This is a genomic window from Lysobacterales bacterium (genome assembly GCA_014946745.1).
Taxonomy (GTDB): Bacteria; Pseudomonadota; Gammaproteobacteria; order Xanthomonadales; family Xanthomonadaceae; genus Aquimonas.
Genome location: JADCRD010000003.1, coordinates 730,693 through 750,097 on the forward strand (window position 1 = coordinate 730,693; position 19,405 = coordinate 750,097).

Annotated in this window: 17 protein-coding genes; 10 read left to right on the forward strand and 7 right to left on the reverse strand. The window is 61.3% G+C overall.

Annotated features, from left to right (window positions below; all coding sequences use genetic code 11):
- Positions 1-304 precede the first annotated feature (304 nt).
- Positions 305-1,192: a hypothetical protein gene (locus tag H4O13_18790; GenBank protein ID MBE5317445.1), complete on the forward strand. Its 888-nt coding sequence runs from the start codon at positions 305-307 to the stop codon at positions 1,190-1,192.
- On the opposite strand, the gene H4O13_18795 is transcribed toward H4O13_18790, so the two are convergent.
- Positions 1,179-2,804, reverse strand: coding sequence for a hypothetical protein (locus tag H4O13_18795; protein MBE5317446.1), 1,626 nt, complete (start codon positions 2,802-2,804; stop codon positions 1,179-1,181). The two genes, H4O13_18790 and H4O13_18795, sit on opposite strands and share 14 nt — an antisense overlap.
- A 357-nt stretch (positions 2,805-3,161) precedes the next feature.
- Between H4O13_18795 and H4O13_18800 the strand changes: the two genes are divergently transcribed.
- Together H4O13_18800 and H4O13_18805 are read left to right on the forward strand one after the other, a co-directional pair.
- Positions 3,162-3,710, forward strand: coding sequence for a hypothetical protein (locus H4O13_18800; protein ID MBE5317447.1), 549 nt, complete (start codon positions 3,162-3,164; stop codon positions 3,708-3,710).
- Between the two features lie 107 nt (positions 3,711-3,817).
- A complete protein-coding gene (locus H4O13_18805; protein MBE5317448.1) occupies positions 3,818-4,042 on the forward strand; it encodes a hypothetical protein in 225 nt (74 codons plus the stop codon).
- Positions 4,043-4,238: 196 nt separating this feature from the next.
- Here the strand turns inward: H4O13_18805 and H4O13_18810 are convergent, their stop codons facing one another.
- Positions 4,239-5,114, reverse strand: a complete 876-nt coding sequence (locus H4O13_18810) for an endonuclease (protein ID MBE5317449.1) — start codon at positions 5,112-5,114, stop codon at positions 4,239-4,241.
- A gap of 265 nt (positions 5,115-5,379) precedes the next feature.
- Between H4O13_18810 and H4O13_18815 the strand changes: the two genes are divergently transcribed.
- Positions 5,380-5,868, forward strand: a complete 489-nt coding sequence (locus H4O13_18815; GenBank protein MBE5317450.1) for a hypothetical protein — start codon at positions 5,380-5,382, stop codon at positions 5,866-5,868.
- A gap of 157 nt (positions 5,869-6,025) precedes the next feature.
- Here the strand turns inward: H4O13_18815 and H4O13_18820 are convergent, their stop codons facing one another.
- Positions 6,026-7,387 carry a hypothetical protein gene (locus H4O13_18820; GenBank protein MBE5317451.1) on the reverse strand — a complete coding sequence of 454 codons (1,362 nt, stop codon included), beginning with the start codon at positions 7,385-7,387 and terminating at the stop codon, positions 6,026-6,028.
- A gap of 428 nt (positions 7,388-7,815) precedes the next feature.
- Between H4O13_18820 and H4O13_18825 the strand changes: the two genes are divergently transcribed.
- The 3 genes from H4O13_18825 (at position 7,816) to H4O13_18835 (ending at position 13,195) form a co-directional block, all read left to right on the forward strand.
- On the forward strand, positions 7,816-9,699 hold the full coding sequence (locus H4O13_18825; protein MBE5317452.1) for a hypothetical protein: 1,884 nt from the start codon (positions 7,816-7,818) through the stop codon (positions 9,697-9,699).
- Between the two features lie 105 nt (positions 9,700-9,804).
- Positions 9,805-9,972 carry a helix-turn-helix domain-containing protein gene (locus tag H4O13_18830; GenBank protein ID MBE5317453.1) on the forward strand — a complete coding sequence of 56 codons (168 nt, stop codon included), beginning with the start codon at positions 9,805-9,807 and terminating at the stop codon, positions 9,970-9,972.
- A gap of 979 nt (positions 9,973-10,951) precedes the next feature.
- Positions 10,952-13,195, forward strand: coding sequence for an ATP-binding protein (locus H4O13_18835; GenBank protein ID MBE5317454.1), 2,244 nt, complete (start codon positions 10,952-10,954; stop codon positions 13,193-13,195).
- 6 nt (positions 13,196-13,201) lie between these two features.
- Here the strand turns inward: H4O13_18835 and H4O13_18840 are convergent, their stop codons facing one another.
- Positions 13,202-14,131 carry a DNA cytosine methyltransferase gene (locus tag H4O13_18840; GenBank protein ID MBE5317455.1) on the reverse strand — a complete coding sequence of 310 codons (930 nt, stop codon included), beginning with the start codon at positions 14,129-14,131 and terminating at the stop codon, positions 13,202-13,204.
- A gap of 115 nt (positions 14,132-14,246) precedes the next feature.
- Between H4O13_18840 and H4O13_18845 the strand changes: the two genes are divergently transcribed.
- Both H4O13_18845 and H4O13_18850 read left to right on the forward strand, forming a co-directional pair.
- The gene (locus tag H4O13_18845) at positions 14,247-14,600 is read left to right on the forward strand and encodes a helix-turn-helix transcriptional regulator (GenBank protein ID MBE5317456.1); all 354 of its coding nucleotides are present in this window, start codon (positions 14,247-14,249) and stop codon (positions 14,598-14,600) included.
- A 193-nt stretch (positions 14,601-14,793) separates the two neighbouring features.
- Complete coding sequence (locus tag H4O13_18850; protein ID MBE5317457.1) at positions 14,794-15,183, forward strand: transposase; 390 nt, start codon at positions 14,794-14,796, stop codon at positions 15,181-15,183.
- 866 nt (positions 15,184-16,049) lie between these two features.
- Here H4O13_18850 and H4O13_18855 read toward each other — a convergent pair.
- Together H4O13_18855 and H4O13_18860 are read right to left on the reverse strand one after the other, a co-directional pair.
- Positions 16,050-16,388, reverse strand: coding sequence for a YegP family protein (locus H4O13_18855; GenBank protein MBE5317458.1), 339 nt, complete (start codon positions 16,386-16,388; stop codon positions 16,050-16,052).
- Positions 16,389-16,703: 315 nt separating this feature from the next.
- On the reverse strand, positions 16,704-17,198 hold the full coding sequence (locus tag H4O13_18860) for a hypothetical protein (protein ID MBE5317459.1): 495 nt from the start codon (positions 17,196-17,198) through the stop codon (positions 16,704-16,706).
- A 521-nt stretch (positions 17,199-17,719) separates the two neighbouring features.
- Between H4O13_18860 and H4O13_18865 the strand changes: the two genes are divergently transcribed.
- A complete protein-coding gene (locus H4O13_18865) occupies positions 17,720-18,745 on the forward strand; it encodes a hypothetical protein (protein ID MBE5317460.1) in 1,026 nt (341 codons plus the stop codon).
- Here H4O13_18865 and H4O13_18870 read toward each other — a convergent pair.
- The gene (locus H4O13_18870) at positions 18,672-19,340 is read right to left on the reverse strand and encodes a sce7726 family protein (protein ID MBE5317461.1); all 669 of its coding nucleotides are present in this window, start codon (positions 19,338-19,340) and stop codon (positions 18,672-18,674) included. The genes H4O13_18865 and H4O13_18870 overlap by 74 nt on opposite strands.
- Between the last annotated feature and the right edge of the window lie 65 nt (positions 19,341-19,405).

The following is a 19,405-nucleotide window of genomic DNA, read 5'->3' on the forward strand; positions in this document are numbered from 1 at the left end:
CAGACCCTACTTCCGCGAACCGCAGCCCTGTGAAAGCTGCGGTCTACTGAGTCGTCGTCTTTCGCGGCGCAGCGATGATCCGTTGGGTCTGCTCGTTTGCGATCGCTGCCGCAACAAAGCCTCGCATGCGACCTGCTGTCACTGTGGGCGATCGCGTGCGGTCGCTGGCAGGCTCTCGGACGATCGGCCCTACTGCGCACCGTGCGGACCTCAAGGGGGTGTCACTCACCCCTGTCCGGATTGCGCCGGGCCGGTCGCTGGAGCGGGGTCGGGGCGTTGCCGGCCCTGTCTCAACCGAGCCGCATTGGGACGCGAAGTCTCGCTGCATCTGGGAGGTTTGGAGCGTTCGGAGTGCCGCGGCTGGCTCCCTGACTTTGCCGCCTGGCTGCACGCCCGCTCGCCGGACTCGCCCATTCTCGTACGCAGTTTTGCTCGGCACATGGCGTTCGTAGCGCGCATCGACTCGCTTCTCAGCGGCGATCAGCGCGTGACCGAGGACTGGCTCTTGGGCCGCTTGTCCGTCAGCGATATGCGGCGGCACTTGCAGTTCATGCGCTACCTGGACGAGACCCACGGGATCACGCTGAGTGAAGCCGCCAAGCAAGAGGCGGCGGAAGACGAGCGGATCCGTGAGTGCTTGATGCGAGCGCGGCGGCAGGCGTTCAAGGATGTGGCGGAGGCCTACGCGAGCCATCTGACGGGTTGTGAACTCCCTGTTCGGACGAGACGCCAGTACCTGAGCGCTGCGATTGCATTCTGCGAACAGGCCAAGGTGGTCGATCAGGCCTGGTCTGTCGAGTCGACGTTGAAGTACCTGGCCAAGCGGCCTGGCCAGCGGGCGAACCTTGGCGTATTCGTGACTTTCTGCCGCCAAGTGATGGGCTGGGACGTGCCCCACCTTCCCGAGCCGCCGGCGCCGAAGGCAGATTCGCCCTCGGCCAAGAGGCTCCGGCAACTGATGCAGAACATTGATTCCGCCGGTGAGCTTGCGTCCTCAGCTCAGCGTGAGCGTGTCATTGAGTTGGCGTTCGCTCTGCCCCGAGGCTGCCTGTCGATGGCGTCAGTGGAACAATCGGATCGGGGCGTAGTGCACCTGGTAGTCAACGGGGCCCGGTACCGCGTCCCCGGATCTCTGAGAAAGACCGTCGAAGCCTGGGCCTCGGCGCGAAAGACGGGAATCAGTGCGGGGTAAGCAGTCCCTTCGGCCAGCCTTGAAGCCCATGATTCATCCAGGCTTGGCGGGCCGCTGGTGAAACGTCTGCGCCCGCCCCGTCCGCCTCGGAAGCGTGAAAGACGACCTCCACGACCACGTTGCAGTCCTCGAACGCCACATACGTGCGACGACGTTCTCCCCACGCCACTTCGACGAACGAGCAGTGTCGAGGCCTCGTGCCCGTGGGCCCCTCTTCGATGCTTTGCCAGTGTCGTGGCGCATCTGGGAACACCTCCGAAAGCGGTACGCTCCACCCAGCCGCCTCCCTCGCCAAGGGTCGAACATCCACCCCCGGGATGTTCTGAAGCACATCGAGGATCGGTCGCAGGTACTCAGGCGGTTCCTGCTGAGCGTCCGCCTCGAACTCAACCGGGCGGATGTTCTCCGTGGAGCCTGGTTCACCGACAGCAATCTGCGTCGCGTCGGCGGAGGCGTGCGCTGATCCCCCGCCTGTCGCCTTGCCTTCTTCTGTGCTCGATTGTCGCGATATGCGCTTTCTCCGAAGGTCCGGAAAGCGCACCACGTCATCGAACTCAAGGGACGTTCCCGTGAGACGGCCGGCGTCATTCTCGACGAGCCGCTTTGTCGGATCGCCACTGGCGGCAGATTCCGCGGGGTGCGGTGTGGTTTGGGTACGCGTGGCTGGCTTTGACTTTGCGGTTCCCGGCGCCTCATCGTAGGCGAGGGAGCTGAACGGAAACGGATGCGAGCAACTCAAGAGTTCGTGCACCACGAAGGTCTGCTGGGTCTGATCGCCGTGAGGTAGCCAGCGTCCCCGCGCTCGCAGGGTTGTGCGTCCCACAAAAGGGAACTCCGTACGGATGTAGCACTGAGGTCCGCCCGCGGCCATCGAGCCACCAATCCAGCGAGCGCTCTTCCAGCCCTCCTGCGTGCCCAGGATCCTCGCGACGTCTCCCGCGCTTCGCGCCGGAATTCCTGCAGCCAAGCGGAGGTAGGTGTGCTGATGTTTACGAAGACGCGACTGGTCTGGATCGTACAGGTGCTCTCGCTCCAGATGAGGCCTGAAGAGCTTGCCCAGCAGAGCGCTGGACGACCCGAAGTAGAACCGCGCCAGTTCCAGGGATGGGACGATGAGCCGCCTGCCATCGGGCAATCTCACGCGCACACAGTAGCTCTTGGTGTGAGTCTGGTGCTCACTGTGCTGTTGCAGGGGCAGGAGATAGTGGCCGTCTTCGCTGCTTCCTGCCTTGACGAGCTCGGTCGTTGAAGGGCCGATTACGATGTCGCTGAAGGTCTCGCGCGTGCCGCTGCCCACGGCTGTCAGGCGGCCCGTCTTGAAGACGTCGCCCACCCTGAGGATGGTGAGCATGCCAACCGACACATAGCGCTCAATCGGCGTCTCGGCGTGCCCCCTTAGCTCCGACACCATGGAGACCTTGGACAACGACACGCACACCGAGGCTTGTCGGTTACGGTCGATCGGGTTTGGGAAGTCCACTGGACCGAACCAGAGAATCTTCCACGGGTGGCGATCGAGGGGAAATGCGTTGATGGAAATGTTCAGAGCAAGTCTTGAAGGCACGCCGAAGCACCATGAAGCGCGGATCGATGTGGCCGCGATTGCGCTCATTCGTGCACGGGCACGTCAGGGCCGTCAAGGCTGCATGGAACCTGGTGTGGGTGCTGCCGCAACAGGCACGAGTACGAACCGTTCCGAGCTGCGTGTCAGGCTCGCCGATCGGCTGCCGCCTTACGCAATCGGTACGGCAGAGGCGCCATGTCACTGTGGCGTGCTGTAGAGCAGCGGTGGACAGGTTCGACGTGTTTCCGATAGAAGTTGCTGGCAGGCGACAACCCCAGTGCTGCCAGGTTTGCCCCAGGGAGCTTCGCCGCGAAGAGGAACACCATCACACGGGAGGTGCTCATGAACTCGTCTTCGCCAGAGACTGACCGCGGAACTTCGCCCCCGGGCGCACGCGGGCTACACATGGCATCGCATCTCAGCGAACCCGGCCATGTGGTCGTTGATTTCGCACGGCTGCCGCGGCTCGGGGCAGGTGATCGAAGCTATGTGTGGTCCGCGGTCGATGTGGAGACCGGATGGGCCTATGTGGAACTGCAGCCTGATCTCTCTGCAAACAGCGCTCGCGCATTCTTGGCCGCCGTGAGGGAGCACGCGAGCTTTCGAGTGCGCACCGTGGAGGCGGAGATTCCTGCGGTTGACGAAGCAGTAACTGCAGGAGTTACGCAACTCGACGAAGTTTGCGCGCAGCTTGGCGTTGACTATCAGGAGCGTCGGCGGACCCCTCACGCTTCAACCGCTGCGGAGGCGCTGCTTTCCAAGATTGCTCGCGAGGGTGAGCGATGCGCCTTGACCTCGGTCGCTGAGTTCTCGCAGTTCCTGAAGGTGTTCGTGGAACGTCACAACGAGACGTTGAACCCGAACAGAGGCACGCGCGAGACGCCCAAGCAGGCACTGAGCCGTTGGCGTTCGGAACGGCCCGACTTGTTCAAGTGGGATTCGGCGAGGCCCTAGCCGACATCAGCGTGCTACTGCGGCGGGGCCCTTCGCAGAAGGGCCTTCGCCATCGGAATGCCGGCGTGGTCAAATGCGCGCCTTCAAGTCGATCCCGCTGAGCCCCGATGTCCGACTCCGCCTCCCCGTTTTCGCGCCGCTGGGCATCGCTGCTGGCCGATCTGACCGTGCGTGAGCTTGATGAGCTTCAAGCTGCGGTCTCCGAGCGGCGGGCGGAGGCTGTGTATGCAGATCGGAAGCGAGTCCGCGCGTTGGTGATTGAAGCCGCGCACGCGGAGGGCTTTGCGCTCACAGAGCTTTTCGAGCTCGGCAGCGGAAGCCGCCAACGCTAGGGCGAGGGCAGTTGCCAAGCTGCTCGAAGGTCGCCCCGCTCCGCATAGAGGCCGGCTCGCGCGCGGGTAGTCGAACCGGCGCGGCCTCAGGGCTTCGCCCCTGACGACTGCTCACGGCGGTCGCCGAGCCTACCGGCGAGAAGGCCCAGTCGACGCTAGGTGCAGAGCTTGTGGTGCGAACTTTTCCGCCTCGCTCCTACGGACTCGCCTCGAAGCCGTCGGAGAAGACTTCGGTACCGCACCGGTTGGAGAACACGCAGTCGGCGATCTCCGGCCGATCGATGAAGGGGTTGCGATTGCCTTGCGCCGCGCATGCGCCGGCGTTTCGGCTGTGATCGCGAGCATCGGGTGGATCCAACTGGTGCCACTCGAGCAGGACCGACAGCATGCCCATGTGGGCGGTCGAAGCATTCAAACCGCCTGACGTGACGATCAGTGCGCGATCGTCCGTCAGAATAAGATCGGGCTCAGCCGCTCCGGTGACCGGGTGGGTCCCGCCCTCATACCTCACGTCGAGGTACAGGAGCCCACGAGCGATGTCGCCGCGTCGTTCCTTCCAGACCTCCCATCGGTCGGAGGCACGCCAGTTCGAGTTGCCTGGGTACACGCCGGTGCCGCCGCCAGTACCGTTGGTGGCCACCGTTGGCCGCTCGGTGCAGCTCGCTGTGCACCAGTCGTAGGGCAGGTTCCCGCGGCTTGCGTTGTAGCTGCCATCCGCCAGGTGCAGGTGGTGGACGTCGGTATACGGGTAGTTGTCGACGACGTTGTTGGGGAAACCGTAGCTGCTGGGCCAACTGTGCTCGCGCTGATAGTTGCGCTCACTCTTCAACAGCGACGCATTGCGGTAGACATCGACAATCCGATCCGGATTCATCGGGTCCTCGTCCGTGATCTCCAGCACCGACCAGACGTCAAGTTGTGTGGTGCTCGTGTATGGGATGCGTGTGTGGCCGCGGATACGGGCATGCAAGCTGGCGCGGGTGGCACCGGGGCTGCCAACCTCAAGGCCGTCGTAGTAGGCCGTCACGTCGGCGCAGGCGGTCAAGGAAGCCAGAAGCGTCAAGGCCAGCATGGGAGTTGGGCGCTCGAGGGACTCGGTAGGCTCTGATCGTACCTGGGTATCTTGTTTGCACCGACGCGGCGGGCGCAGGCTTTTGCGCTTCGTGCTCTAGCGGTGATGCGTCCGCTCGGTCGCGTTGCGCGTGTCAAGCTTTAGCGCGCGGCGGCTCGCGACAGCTCAGTGCGACTCGATCGAAGCGATTGAAGGATTGGTACCTGAGCCGGAGGTCTAGCCAAGCGGCAGCGTGATTCGGGCGCTCTGAGACGGTAGTCGACCCATGATTTTGTTCCTCGACTTTGATGGAACCCTGCACCCGCTCTGGACGTTCGAGCGCGGCGAGAACAGCGTCATCGCCGTACCTTACTCGGGACCTTGGCTCGTTGAGGCGCCGACGTTGGAGCGCATTCTTCAGCCCTACCTACACCGGGTAGAGATCGTGCTCTCGACTGCATGGGCACGGATGCGCGGCCTGGAAGCAGCTCGTGGAATGTTGCCGGCAGCCATCGCGGCGCGGGTGACCGACTCGATCTGGTTGCCTGAGCTCGCGATCGACTACCAAGCGTCCCGATGCTCGCGCTTCAGCTGCATCCAGATGTGGCTGGAGCGACGTCGCGCTGGGTATGCCGGACCGTGGTTGGCCTTGGATGACGACGATGAGCTGTGGCCTGCGGAGCAGCGGCATCGCCTGGTACATGCTGTCGGGACGTTGGCAGAGCTACTAGTCCAAAGCGAACTCGCTGTGATGCTGAGCCGCCACTTGGACTAGTTCACTATCGAGTATGCAAGCGGAGCTCATTTAAGCCGCATCGATTCTGAGAACTGTCGGTGGACAATCGAAAGAACGCCTGGCGATACGCCGCCAGGCGTTCATGGTCTGAGCCTTCGTCTTAGAGGGTCGCAGACTCAGAAGTCAACGGCGTGGCCTAGTACCACTGCACGTTGACATTTGTGAAGAAAGCTGTCCACGGTGCGATTTCGCCAGCGGTGGAGGCGAAGATGATGCCCTCACCACCCAGCATGGTTGAGCTACCAGGCGCTAGCCCGAGCGAAAACAGGGGATAACCCTGCATGTACGCCGCGCCCCCTGCGACCAGTTGGTATGACTGGTTCCAGATCCGATAGTCTACTAGACCAAACGAATCCGCAGACATCTGCACTTGATAGACCACGCCATCACTTCCGCTCCACAAATTGCTTGGCACCGGGCAATTTCCAGCTGTGCCGGGCGTTCCAAAACTCCCGTTAGCGTCGGGCGCCTTGGCGCACGAGCAACCCGCTAGGGTCGGCGGAACATGGAACAGCTCGACCTGGAAGCCTAGCCCTGATACACCGCAACTTCCGGGCTCTCGCGTGCCACTCAAGTCGCCCAATATGACTCCAACTCCCCAGTGATAAGCTCCGCTTGGGAATATGGGCTGCGTCCAATCATAAACCGCACGCAACATGAGCCCAACGTGGTGTTTGGAATTGGCCATTCCGTAGGTCACAACCTGGAACGACATCACTTGAGTCTGCGCGCTGGGGTTCCACCATGGACGCGGCACCTGCCAAAGCGTCTCACCGAACGTGGTGCCGCGCGCGCTCCCTCCGGGGCTAAGTGGCAAGGTGCTCCGTTTGCCAAGAATTACTCCGGACGGAACCGTGGGCGTCGCAGTGGTGTAGCCATAACCAACAACGCCTGCCGGACAGCCCGAACATCCGCCGCTAAGCTGCCAGCCTTGCCCGACAAGCCAGTTGACAGTTCCCGCGGAAGCGGTCATCTGGTAATCAGTTCCGCCGATGCCTTGGTCTGTCAGCATATAGAGCGGCGTTGATCCTGGCACTTGAAATGGATATAGATAGCCTTCAACTCTTGGGGTGCTTGTTCCCGGGTAGTATTCAAGATTAAACGTCGAGGGGACTCCTGCGCTTGTGTCGATCGCGTAGTAATGCGCTTGGAGCGAAGAGCTGTAGTAGCGGCGCAGAGGGGAAGTCGCAGGCGCTGGTTCTCTTTCCACGTAGATGACAGTGCCTTGATCCTGAAATCCATAGCCCAGTGCGGTGTTGTACTGATTACTATCTGTGGTGTAGAAGTGGTCAGTGAACTGGGGAGCGTTTAAGCCCCACAGCGGGATCAGGGGCACGCCAAGGGGCGCAGGAGCGGACTTAGCCGCAAACATGCCCATCGGATCGATCGTGGCGCGGCCAAGGTGCGGATCGGGCTTCGCTTCGATGTGGGGTGCTTTCGCAAAGGTTGGAGCCGCGAGTATTGCGGCAAGTATGAGGACGAAACTTCTTGCGTTCATTTATGACCTTCCGGTTGCTTTCGAGATGCGAGCGCTTGCGTTCCGCAAGTCGTTCCGCACAGCCACGGAGTGTCACACTCCCAAGTCGCTGGTCTGTTTCGAGAGGTGAAACTCAATGAGCGCTGCTGAACGTAGCCTCGCCGAAGCACCGTACGTCGGGCATCTTCACGCGACAACCTGCAAAATCTTACAGGCTGGGCCTTGGTGCCATGGTCCAATCCTGCAATGCTTTGAGCGAGTTCCTGCCAGCGCTAACGTGGAGGTGGTCGTTCATCTTTGTATTCGAGACCCCCAAGCAGGCCATAGCGAACTGGTATCCTTACACTTGGGCCCAGAGGTTCTGTGGACAGATGTCAGGTTTTTTTCAGGGCGGGTTGTCGTGTCGCCTCCGCTAGGGCAAGCGCGCGAAAGAGCGGGGGGCATTCGTTGTGAGCAATAGTGTCAACACCAGGGCGCTGAATATCTTGTCGTCGCCCGCGTTCTGGAGCTACGGCTGCGTCACGCTTTTCGTGCTCATCTGTGCCTTCATTAGCGCGCATTCGTCTGGAGGGGGTGACGCTTACAGAGACCTCTATTTTGTTCAGCAGATAGCTCAGGGTGATTCCTTCCCCGTTCAAGGCCCGTTGATTGGCGGAATCCTGCACCTGAGTGCGCTTTGGTTTTATGTGCTTGTTCCCTTTTACTGGTTGGGGGGCGCGTTTGGAGCGCTGTTTGGGATGGGACTGTTTGTTGGGCTTAAGTTCCCGCTGGCTCTATCTGTGGCGAGACGAGCAGGGTTTGATTGGAACGCTTCACTGGTGGCTGCCTTGGCTATGGGGCTTCCAGGGTGGACTATCTTGGCGCTGATAGCTCCAACTCATGCTGGCGCAAGTGAAGCCATAGTGCTGGCCTGCATCGCTGTGGCTCTTTCTGTTCGAGACGCGCCGCACCAGCTTCGACGGTGGGCATTGCTAGGCCTGCTTTTTGTTTTTGCGGTACACGCACATCCGGTTGCGTTCGTGCTTGCCGTCCTAATGGTGTCGGCTGTAGTTTTCTTTAGAGCGTCAGTAGCCGAATTGCTACGAGGCCTATTTACGTCGTCTCTCGTTTTTTTTGCGGGTATGGCGCCTGTGTGGTGGGGGATCTTTAGTGCCGAGAAGCCCGAAGGTGTGCAGGGTCTGGGCTTTTGGTCTTCGAACGTGCTGAGTATCGAGCGCATTGCAGACATCGCGCTGCTTCTGCGGTCTGTTTTTTGGGGTGGCGGTGAGTTTACATTGGGCTACTGGCTCGCTGAAGGCTCCGCATACGCATGGATTATGGGTGCATACTCCCTCGTTCTGGTTCTTTCTGCATTTGGGCTTCTGGCAAGCCTCGTTGTCGGATTGCATCGCTCGCTATCGCTTCTATTCTTGCTCCTTCTTTTTACTCATTCTGCCAGCGTTCTTGTCATACGCGATGTAACCCCATACTGGATGCTGTACGCGCACGGTGTGTTGGTGGCTTGCTTTGTCGCTTTGGGCAGCCTCTACTGGATCGAAAGGCGATGGCTGACGTATCTCCCCGCATTCTTGTGTGGCGCAGCAGCTGCGGCCACGCTCCTTGCTGCGCTCGGTTTTGTGAGGAATCCCCCGTCGACTTTAGCGTTTCCCACTTTTCAGTCCCCCGGGCCTGGGTTTATGGATGTCACGCAATTACCGATCGGGCGAACTCAGATCTCCCATCAGCAGGTCAACCTACGCCAGATTGAAGAGGCCGGGCGCTTGGTCTGTGCCGGGGCCCGTTTGTACGGTCATCTGGCAGTCTTGACGGACCTGAGCTTCGGGATTGGGCCACGTCGACTCTGCTCCGATCCATCGCGGTTGGAGATCGGGGGAAGTCCTGGCAGCGACGAGCACACCATTGCTGGTTTAAACCTCGCGGCGGCCGCTGCACTCGGATGGGAGGATCAGTACAGTGAGGACACTGGATTCTTGATAGCGAAGGCTCGCGCGACCGAGTTTGCGTCGAGTTCGTTCAAGCTAGTAGAGGGAGGTCGCTTTCCTTGGAGAGACTTCTCTGCTGTGGAGTCGCATGAGGCAAAGATCTCCGTGGAGCTGGCGGAGAATGAGGCACTCCTTTTGACGGATCGATCGGTTGGTTCGGTTCCTATTGAGGTGGTCGTAGAGATTCAAGGCCTCTCTACAATCGTACCGATTCACGCTGATCGCTTTGTTCGCATCTGGCGGTGTCAGCGGAGCCGTTCGTCGTGCACACTTAAGGTGTCAGTTGTTGGCGCTCCTGACACAACAGATCTCGTAGTGATCTCCTCCGAGCTGGCGGTTTCGGAGGGGTAGGTATCGTGACCTGCGCGGAGATTGTCGGACCCTTTGAACGTTGAGAGGATGGCTCCTGAGATCAGCGAGAAGCGCATGCGCAAGTCCCGATTCACCGACTAGCAGATAGTCAGGGTCCTCAATGAGGTTGACAAGTCGCCGGTTGCGGAGGTTGCCAAGAAGTACGGAATCGGTGTGCAGACGCTGTACGTCTGGTGCAAGCGCTACAGCAAGCTGGAGACCGCCGAGGTCAAGGAGCTGCGGAGGTTGCAGCAGCAAATCGCGCTCCTGTAGGTAAGCGCCCGCCCACCTCACCTTCCATCCTGACCTGATCTTCCCAACCGTCGCCGGTTTTCTCGATGGAGTACCGGTCGATGTCGTGTTCGGAGGCGTGGCGTGGTGGGCGCTTACATATCGACAGCCTGCTGGCGATCGAAGGCTAAGCGGCTGTCAGCGGCGGAGGCTCAACACATGGCGAGGTCGAGCGGTAGGTGTCGTCGCCGGACGCTTAGGGCTGATCGAGGGCACGGGCATTTATGGGCGCGTCTGGGCTTGGCTGATCTTCCCGCAAGCTGTCCACAAGGGCGTCACCCGGCTGTTGGCCCGAGCGGGCTTGCATGGCTGGTCGAGGCGGACGAAACACTATTTCGGTGGCAAGCCCTGGACCCGGGCCGTCGGCGTCCAGAACCTGTTGGAGCGGGACTTCAATGCACAGGTGCCCTGGATCAAATGGGTCAGCGACATCACCGTGATTGACACACAGGCTTGCAATCTGCGCCTATGCGTGGTGATCGACCTCTAAAAGAAGCTGGTCACGCGCTGATCAATGCATCACGAGTAGTATCGCAACATTGTTGTCTGTGTGGTGCGGATGGCAGTGTGGCAGCGACGAGGAGCATTTGGGGTCATCCTGCACTCTGACCGGGGTAGGCAATTCATCAGCGGGGACGCCCAGAGGATTCTGGGTCAGAACGCCTCAATGTTCAGCATTATTGCGTCCGGCTGCTGTGCCGACGTCGCCGCCTGTGAGGGCTCCTTGGGGCAGCTCGAGCGGGTGCGCGTGGACCCTCAGGACTACTGAACCCGTGCGAGGCTCGGGTCGACCTGTTCGACTGCATCGAGCGGTTCCACAACCCCCCGATGCGACGTAGAGTTGCTCGCCGTGACTACAGGTTTGCAGACTTGTTCAAATCGCCTGCGGATAAGAGGTAGGACCCCTAACATTGACAGTCTGGGGAACGGCGTTGCCGAGCCGAGTCTTGGGAGACAGAAAATGGAAAGTGAGCCGACGCAGGACGCAGGAGCGTTATCGAGCATCGCGGTAGTGAAGCCCGAAGAATTCACCATGACCATCCAGGGCGGCATGCTCGAAGCCCTCGGGATCAACATGTATACGACGCTGGGCAAGTGCCTCGTCGAGTTTGTCGCGAACGCCTATGACGCCGAGTCGCCGAGGGTGGACATCGCGATTCCTGTGGGGGAGATTGAGAAGGCACGCGACCAAGTTCGCAGGGCAGCGAGAGCCTCTGCCCTCGCGGAAGCCCAAGCGGCGGGGGGGCGCGCGCCCTCATCCCGCGGGCGGATCTTGCTCCTCGCGCTGCCGGAAGACATAAAGGTCACGATCCGCGATGCGGGCAACGGCATGACGCCCCAGCAGGTTCAGAACGTGTTCCTTCCGATTAATCGCAAACGTCGCATCGGCAACGATGGGCAAGAGACGAACCTTAAGACTGAGAACGGCCTGCGGTACGCGATGGGCCGGAAGGGTCTGGGAAAGCTCGCCGGTTTCGGCGCCGCCGGCGTTGTCCGCGTCGAAACCAAACGGCGCGGTCAGGACTTCGCCACGAGCTTTTGTATGCGGTACGACAAGCTTGTGGCTGAGCCGAACCTCAGCGAGGTCGTGTTGCCGGCGACGTATATCCCGGGGAAAGAAGTCCAAGAGAGCTACACGCTCATCGAGCTGTCGGCTCTCAAGTGCGACGCCGTGCGAAATAACGTCGATTCCATCAAGAGCACGCTCTCGGAAGCCTTCTTCGGCATCCTGCCGGCCGACTTTGAGATCAAGGTCAATGAGGAAGTGGTTGTGGCCGAAACGCCGAAATACGAGTTCACCTTCCCCAGTGGACCGAGAGTCGATGCCGAAGGCTTCGCCACGGTGCGGCTCGACATCGATGACATGCCTGAACCGCTCGAGTACCGCTATTCGGTGAGGTTTCGCGAGAAGGGCGCTCATCTTCCCGCGGCCAAGCGAGGCGCCCGTATCTACTGCAACAACCGGCTCGCTGCTGGGCCGACGCTCCTCGACCTGCCCACTGGCATGCACAACTTCCATGCGCAGTCGTATATGGAATGCATCGTGATCGCCGACGAGCTCGATCGGTTCGGCGTCGACATCATAAATACCAATCGAACGCACCTACGCCAGGACAGCCAGCTCGTAGAAAAGCTGCTTTCGACCGTTACCGAGTCGATGATGGAGGGGATCAAGGCGCACTCGAAATTCAGGAACGCCAGGGCCGAGCAGGACATCCAGGACAATCCCGAGGCGCGCATGCTGGATCGCGTCGCGCAGCAGCTTCCTCCACGGTCGAGAGGTCCGATCAAAAAGCTGTTGACCACGCTCGCAGCGCGCCATGGCGTAGACAGCACGGAGTTTAAAGAGGTCGCGCCGCTGGTCATCAATGCTGCGAATGCGAGCGAGGTGCTGATCAAGCTCATCGAGGTAGGCGCTAACCCGGAGTCGATCGAGAAAGTCGCCGGGCATCTGCGCGACCTTGCGGAGATCGAGCGACTTGATGCTCTCAAGCTTTACAGGGGGCGCCGCAACGGAATCAACGCGCTCAAGAAGCTCGAGCTCGAGGGCGAGGAAAACTGGAAGAAGAAAGCTTCGGAAACCCAGCTGCACGCGCTCTTCAAGAGCGATCCATGGCTGATCCGGCCGGAGTTCACCCGACCAATTGTCAGCGATGAGGATCTCAGCAAGCTGGCCTCGAAACTCGCTCGACAGATCGGCGTGGACTCCTTCACTCCGATGCAGAAGAGCGGCAAGGACGACCTCACGCGTCCCGACCTCGTCTTCGTCATGGCGGACAGCGCGATGCCATCGGAGGTCGTAATCGTTGAACTAAAGTCACCCACCCTCCCGCTCGAGCTGGAACACCTCACCCAGCTCGAGCGCTACATGCGAAAGGTCGAGCAGTTCATCGAAATCGAGCTGAGCGGGCGTTTCTGTGCCGTGCGCGGAATCCTGATTGGCGCGCTGCCAGATTCGACGACGACTGCCGAAGGAAGCCTTGATCTTCTGCACAAGATGAAGAAGGCCGGGATCCGTGAGCCGTGGGAGGTGGTGGGCATTCGAAGTCTGATTGAGCGTGCACTTCAGATCCATCAGGCCGCGATCGACACGTTGGAAGAGGAGCTGAAGGAGGACGACGAAGAGGAAGAGGCTCAGGATTCCCAATCCGCCGGTGACACATCCAACGCGCCTTACGCTGAAGGTGGTGTCGAAGCCACGTGATTTACGCTAGAACAGAGCCAGCACTTGGCGGGCGACAGCGCGCCCCAGGCCGAGTGGTACGCCGTTTCCAATCTGGCGCGTAATCGCCGTACGGTGTCCCTGCAGCACCCAGTCGTCCGGGATCTGCTGCAGGCGAGCGCCCTCGCGCAACGAGATCATGCGGTCCTCGTAGGGATGGATGTAGCGCCCCTTCGAAGGGTTCTGGAAGTCGCAGCGTAGGGTATTGGCCGGCGCGGAGGGGTCGATGCGCCCCCAGACGTCCGTGGCCTGGCACCCGATCCTATACCAGGATGGAGGGCAAAGGCGGGGGGCAACGCGCATCAGGTCGCGTCGATCGCCGCCTCGCGGCAGGTGGCGCATGCGCGCCGAGGCTAGTGGTGAATGTTCTGGCCAGATTTGCATCGGGTCGTCGCGCGCGATGGCCTCGAAGACCATCGCCGCCGTGGTCCGGGACGTAGGGGGCGGTGGCTCAGGCAGCCCGATTCGGGACGCAATCGTGAAGGAACGCCGACGGTGCTGCGGGACGCCGAAGTCGGCGGCGTCCAACGTCCACGTCGCGGTCTCGTAACCGAGACGGCGCAGGTTGCGCGTCATCGTTCGCCACTGCGCGGCGAGTAGAAACGGCGGAACGTTTTCGACCACCACCACCTGCGCATCGGTGCTGCGGGCCCAACGGGGGATCTGCAGGCAAAGCTTGTTTCGGATGTCTTTCGGGTCCCGTCGTCCAAGCGTGCTGAAGCCTTGGCAGGGGGGGCCGGCAATCAAGACATCAACGCGCTGCGTAGGCGTCATCGCCTCGATCGCGCCTACTAGCACGTGAGGACCAACATTGCACGCATACGAGGCGGCCGCGTGGATGTCCAATTCGATCGCAAAGTCGAGCTCGGCACCGTGTTCGCGAAAGGCTTGCCCGAATAGACCGGCGCCGCTGAACAAGTCTCCCACCTGCACTCGGGAGCGCAAGCGACGTGGGGAGGCCGCATGTCGAGCGGGGAGAATGCTGGGGTGCACTGACTTGCCTTGTGCGCAGATGTGCAGATATTATGCACAAATGGCGGCGCGAATCAACTCTTCACTACAGGCACGCATGCTCGGCGAGCGACTGCGCACGGCAAGGCGTGCTCGTAAGCTTTCACTGAAGAGGCTCGGCGAATTGACCGGTGTCCACCACTCCCAGATCTCCCGCTTCGAGCAGGGCGAGGCGGTCACATTCAGCGTGAATTTGCAAAAAATATGCAAAGAGCTGCGTGTTGGCCTCGCCCTGAGCGCAACTGATCGCTCAGCGCCCCTGAGTCAACGCATCGATGCGCTAGTCTGCGCAGCGCCTTCGATGGTCGAGGCGCTGGAGGCCTTCTTGACAGCGATGGAGCGGGTCGTGGCCAGTTCTTCGAATTCCGGGCGTTGACCCACACAACATCCCCTTCATCTCGTCGCTGATTGCCCCCCCCGTGCTCGGCGCCCGCGCGGCTCGTGATTGCGGAGAATGGTGGTCGAGCGCGATGGACTAGGACCGAACAGCGCCGACTTCGATTGCTTGGCCATCGCCCGGGGATCGTCGTCATGGTCGCTCAGCAGGTCGAGCACTTGGATGGAGTTGAATGCCGAGCTTCGGCGCGCTCTGCCGCATCGAAGGCGAAGCCAAGGACCAGGGCCTGCAGGGCGAGGCGCTGCGCGCCTGTCGCCAGCAGCACGCTGCTCCGTGGCTGACCAAGCTGCAGGACTGCCTGCAGGCGCAGGGGGGCAAGGCGCTGAAGAACAGAGGCCTCGCCGAGGCGGTGAACCACGGGCTCAGTCGCTGGCCTGCGTTGCTGGGCTACATCGAGGATGGCGGTCGACCGATCGAAAACAAGCCGATCGAAAACGCTATCCGCCCGATCACACTCGGCCGTAAGAACTGGCTGCTCATCGGCAGCACGAACGCCGGCCCGCGCGCCGCCGCGATCATGAGCCAGGTCGCCACCGCCAAGGCCAACTGCGTTTGCCCGTAGGCTTGGCTGAGCCACGTGCTGGCCCGCTTTCCGACTACGCGCAATCGGGACATGGACCGACTGCTGCCCATTGCGGGCTGGGCGGCAGTCACGGCCTGAGGCGAACCACCGCGCGAGGTCGAGCGGTAGGTGTCATCGCCGGATGCTTATAGATCACGTCCAAATCATGCTGCGGATCCCACCGAAGTACTGGGTGTCGCAGGTGGTGCGGTAGAGCAATGGTAAGAGCGCGATTCACTTGGCGCAGGCGTACGGGGAGCGGAAGCGCAACTTCGTCGGTCAGAGCTGTTGGGCTCGGGGATAATTCGTCTCAACGGTAGGTCGCGACGAGGAGGTGATCCGGAACTACATCCGCGACCTGGAAGCCGAGGACCGACGTCTGGAGCAACTGCAATAGCTGCGATGAGGCCGAGAGCCACCTTCAGGTAGCTCAACAATATTGGGTCGCGTTAGCACCCCGATGCGAACCGCTTTGAGCGGCTCACACCACTAAAGCCCCCGGCTTTGCCGGGCGATGCTTACTCTGCCCCGGAGCCTGCACCTGCGGGAGAACGGTTCACGTGGCGAGACACGTCGTAGTCATTGCCGAAGCTGTCTAGTGATCCGCATCTTCGCGCACGCAAACACTTGGCGCCTCCTGCCGTGCACATCAACGGGCTCGGGAGCTGACAAGGCTGTCGGGGCTGAGGCGCAGGTCCCCAGTTATGCGCAGGGCCAGAAGGAGCCGGCCGAGTCGAGGGCCACCCGGGTGCAATTCTGCTGATTGCGCAACTCGGCTCGGGTGAGACTTGCTCCGTGCTACTCCGGGGAACCTCCTCTTGGAGCAAGCACGGAGCGCGTCCTAGGAGATCACCGCTGGCAATCGGCTAAGTTTGATCGCGAATATCAGTTGTTGGGCCATTGCGCTTCACGGAGTCGATCCCGGCTTCTCGGCCTTGCGGAGTCGAGTAATTTTCGCTTCTTCCAATGACTTGTCCGTTTGAGGCTTTCAGCACAAAAGTATAGGGCTGTGCCGCGAGTGACTGCTTTCGCTCATACCGGTCGTCGAATGGGCTGTTAACCTGGCACGAACGAATACCAGCCTCAGCTCCTTGCTTCGTCGAGTAGTTCTCACTGGTCAGAATTACTTCGTTGTTGCCGGCGCGAAGAACGAAGGAGTATGGCTGAGCCGCCGAAGATCTCCGCAGGATGTAGTGTCCAGACATTGCATTTCCTTGTTCGAAAGTAGGGGATCAAATCGTCCGCTCAGATCACCAGAGGGACGGCGTGGATATTCCGCCGGACTCTTGTCATCTCAAGGGCTGGAATTGAGAACAAATGCAAATGGTGCTCCGCGGGAATTCCTAGCGCAGGAGTGGACTTACGCCGCCCCTGGACTCTGTCAAGACATTCACCAGCATGCACTGCGCAATGAACCCCTGCGTCGGCTAGGTTCGAGAGATGTCGAGGAGCGACGCCTGCTCCGGTCCAAAATGGCCAGTCGGTCTCCTGCTCCTGATCGCCGTTTCGCATGCGATCCATTATTCAGCGCCGATCATTGACGACAGCTTCGCAGCGAGCTCGCTCTGAACTTGAGGATTTGAAAGCGTGCCCAAAGCGTGCACGAGCCGATGCCGCTGATCAGCAGGCCAACGGTCGTCATCGTCGTCCAGCGCGAGCCAAGGTCCTTCGTAGTCAGGTCGGCGTTGCTCAAGCCACCACTTGATGCAGTCGAAGCGGTTGCACAGTGCGGAGCGGTAGTCGCACTCCATTCCTGGCAGCCAGGTCGAGTCCGAAACGCGCTCAGCCAGAGAGTCAGGAAGCATCCGTCGGGCGGTCTCCAGGCCCTTTGTATAGGCCCACATACTGGAGATCACGATTTCGATCCGCGGAAGGTAGGGCTCAAGGATTTGCTGGAGCTTGGGGGCTTCGACCAGCCACGGCCCCTCGTAGGTGTTGGCGGTGACGCGACCGGCGCCTACCTCGAAGATCCACGAGGGGTGAAGCGTGCCGTCGTAGTCGAGGAAGAGGATCATGGGTCGATAGGTCGGAGCAGGGCCTCCGCGGCCGACAGAGTGTGTCCTCGCACTTTAGCCGGAAGCTGTGCGTCCAGTTGGGGATCGAGTATTCGGTCTTCCGTGTGGGGAGCGGTCCCGTCAGCGGGTGACCGCACCTCGAGGAGTTCGAAAGCCCCGCGTCCTTGCGGCGCCTTCGTGGTGCCGGCGACGGGCCCTCCGGGTAGGGTTGCCAACCGAACTCTGGTGATCAGGTCAGGCCGCGGCTTCGGCGGCCAATCGCAAGGCGAACATTCGAGCCGTGTGGCCGACGCTCCCGGTTCCAGACGCTGCGCGACGGGATCGGTGAGCAGCTCTTCAAGCCAGGGCCTGAAGGTCGGAATCAGGTACGGAGCTTCGTTGATTCACCGCTTTGTAGCCGTGATTCTCCGTATCGGTCGAGCTTCAGGGGCCGAATCGGCGGATACTCGAGGTGCCCTTTCAGCGGATTTCACAGCATCGCAGCCGGGTGCATCTGCAGCCAATCACGAGGGGGAATGGGGATGGCTGGACCGAAGTACTACCCGATCTTGAAGTGGAAGCGCGGCGAGCAGGGCGCGATGCGCCACCTGGACGTCGCCGATCAGTCGCTGATGCTGCCTATCCTGGAGGTGATGGGCGCTCCCGGTGCAGACCATCGGCACGTGCTGGGGCGTCAACTGGGCGACGTCCGGGCGAAGGACTACCCCTTTGGGATCGACGGCCGCACCCTCTGGACGCCGGGGGCGGGCTTCAAACCCCTCATCAAGCTGTGTGGCCAGCTTCAGAAGGACGGTTATCAGGCACACCCGGTGATCGGCGTTCAGGACCTGCTGGCCAACCTGGCGGACCTGAGCCTGCTCAAGGGCCTGCCGTTGGTGGTGCTTCGCTTGCGCCTGCAGATCATCCTGCTTGACTCCGTGCTGGCGGCGGTCAAAGCGGTTCGCAAGGCGATCGGGAAGTCAGCGCAGCTGCACGTGGTGTTCGATTTTGGGCCGATCGGTGAAGCGCCGGAAGGTGGGCTGCGTGTCTTCGTAGAGCCCTTTGTCCAAAGTACCTTGACGGCCGGGGACGCAAACTTCGTGGCGATGGCGGGCGGGTCGTTCCCGCTGTCCCTGGGCGGATTTGCTTTGGGCGTGAACAACCGTATCCGGCGCAAGGAGTGGCACGTCTGGCAGGACTTGCGTCAGCAGCCGGGCTGCGAAGAAGTTCGGTTTGGTGACTTCAATGTCACCAATCCCGAGCCCCAAGAGATCGAGGATCCTGCAAAAATGAACCCTGCTGCCGCTATTCGCTACGCGAGGGAGGGGGAGTGGTGGCTGCTCAAGGCGCGGGGCGCCAAGACGTCTGGCTTCGGCCAGTACAACACCCTTTGTCGCGCGCTGGTGGCCAGTGCGGAGTATTCAGGCGCGGGCTTCAGCTACGGGGACAAGCGCTATCAGTTCCATGCGCTCAACAACAATAAGCCCGGCAACTTCATGACGTGGCGGCGAGATGCCGCAAGCCATCATCTGGTGCTGACGGTTCGTCGCCTGAACCAGCTGATTTGACGCGAAGCAGGTCACGATCCCGCAGGGACGGACGGGTTCGCAGGATGCTGGTGACCCACTGCTTGATGGTCACCAGGTCCGAGAGCTCGGTCAACTGGCGATAGAGCGTCGCCCGGTTGGCTGAGGAGGACACCCTCGCGCCGAGTTGATTGCGCAGGATCGTGAGCACCTCGTCGCGCCAAAGCAGCGAGACGATGCTCTCGGCCTCTTGTCGCGGATGGTCGGCCGTTGGGCGCACCCGCTGCAGCGAGATTTCGCCGTTGGGGCCGCGGGCGGCCTGCAGGATGCCCCACCAGGCGGGGAGTAGGCGTTCGACCTGCGGCACGAAGGCGGGGGTTGTGACGATGGTGAGGGTGTCGAAGACGCGGTGATAGGCGTGCATCTGCCGGGCCAGGCGATCGAGCGTGTCGAAGTCGCTCTTGATCTCGAACCCATCCAATCGTCGGCCCAGTTTGGCGACGTCCACGCGGGTGCTGCCATGCTCGATGCCCAGCTCCTCTACCAGCAACTCGTCTGGCGCCAAGCCGGGCAGCAGCCAGGCGGCCAAGGCCTGACGAAGCTCAAGTTCGCTGACGCGCGGATGGTGGCGGCTCATAGTGGGATTATGCCACAGGCTATGCCATAATGCCAGTATGCCGAAAGGAAAACAGCCTATCGATC

Bases quoted from the DNA above. Each gene is read 5' to 3' on its own strand.
- H4O13_18795 (MBE5317446.1), bottom strand. From the start codon at position 2,804: ATGAGCGCAATCGCGGCCACATCGATCCGCGCTTCATGGTGCTTCGGC.
- H4O13_18800 (MBE5317447.1), top strand. From the start codon at position 3,162: ATGGCATCGCATCTCAGCGAACCCGGCCATGTGGTCGTTGATTTCGCA.
- H4O13_18805 (MBE5317448.1), top strand. From the start codon at position 3,818: ATGTCCGACTCCGCCTCCCCGTTTTCGCGCCGCTGGGCATCGCTGCTG.
- H4O13_18810 (MBE5317449.1), bottom strand. From the start codon at position 5,114: ATGCTGGCCTTGACGCTTCTGGCTTCCTTGACCGCCTGCGCCGACGTG.
- H4O13_18815 (MBE5317450.1), top strand. From the start codon at position 5,380: ATGATTTTGTTCCTCGACTTTGATGGAACCCTGCACCCGCTCTGGACG.
- H4O13_18820 (MBE5317451.1), bottom strand. From the start codon at position 7,387: ATGAACGCAAGAAGTTTCGTCCTCATACTTGCCGCAATACTCGCGGCT.
- H4O13_18835 (MBE5317454.1), top strand. From the start codon at position 10,952: ATGGAAAGTGAGCCGACGCAGGACGCAGGAGCGTTATCGAGCATCGCG.
- H4O13_18845 (MBE5317456.1), top strand. From the start codon at position 14,247: ATGGCGGCGCGAATCAACTCTTCACTACAGGCACGCATGCTCGGCGAG.
- H4O13_18850 (MBE5317457.1), top strand. From the start codon at position 14,794: ATGCCGAGCTTCGGCGCGCTCTGCCGCATCGAAGGCGAAGCCAAGGAC.
- H4O13_18855 (MBE5317458.1), bottom strand. From the start codon at position 16,388: ATGTCTGGACACTACATCCTGCGGAGATCTTCGGCGGCTCAGCCATAC.
- H4O13_18860 (MBE5317459.1), bottom strand. From the start codon at position 17,198: ATGATCCTCTTCCTCGACTACGACGGCACGCTTCACCCCTCGTGGATC.
- H4O13_18865 (MBE5317460.1), top strand. From the start codon at position 17,720: ATGGCTGGACCGAAGTACTACCCGATCTTGAAGTGGAAGCGCGGCGAG.
- H4O13_18870 (MBE5317461.1), bottom strand. From the start codon at position 19,340: ATGAGCCGCCACCATCCGCGCGTCAGCGAACTTGAGCTTCGTCAGGCC.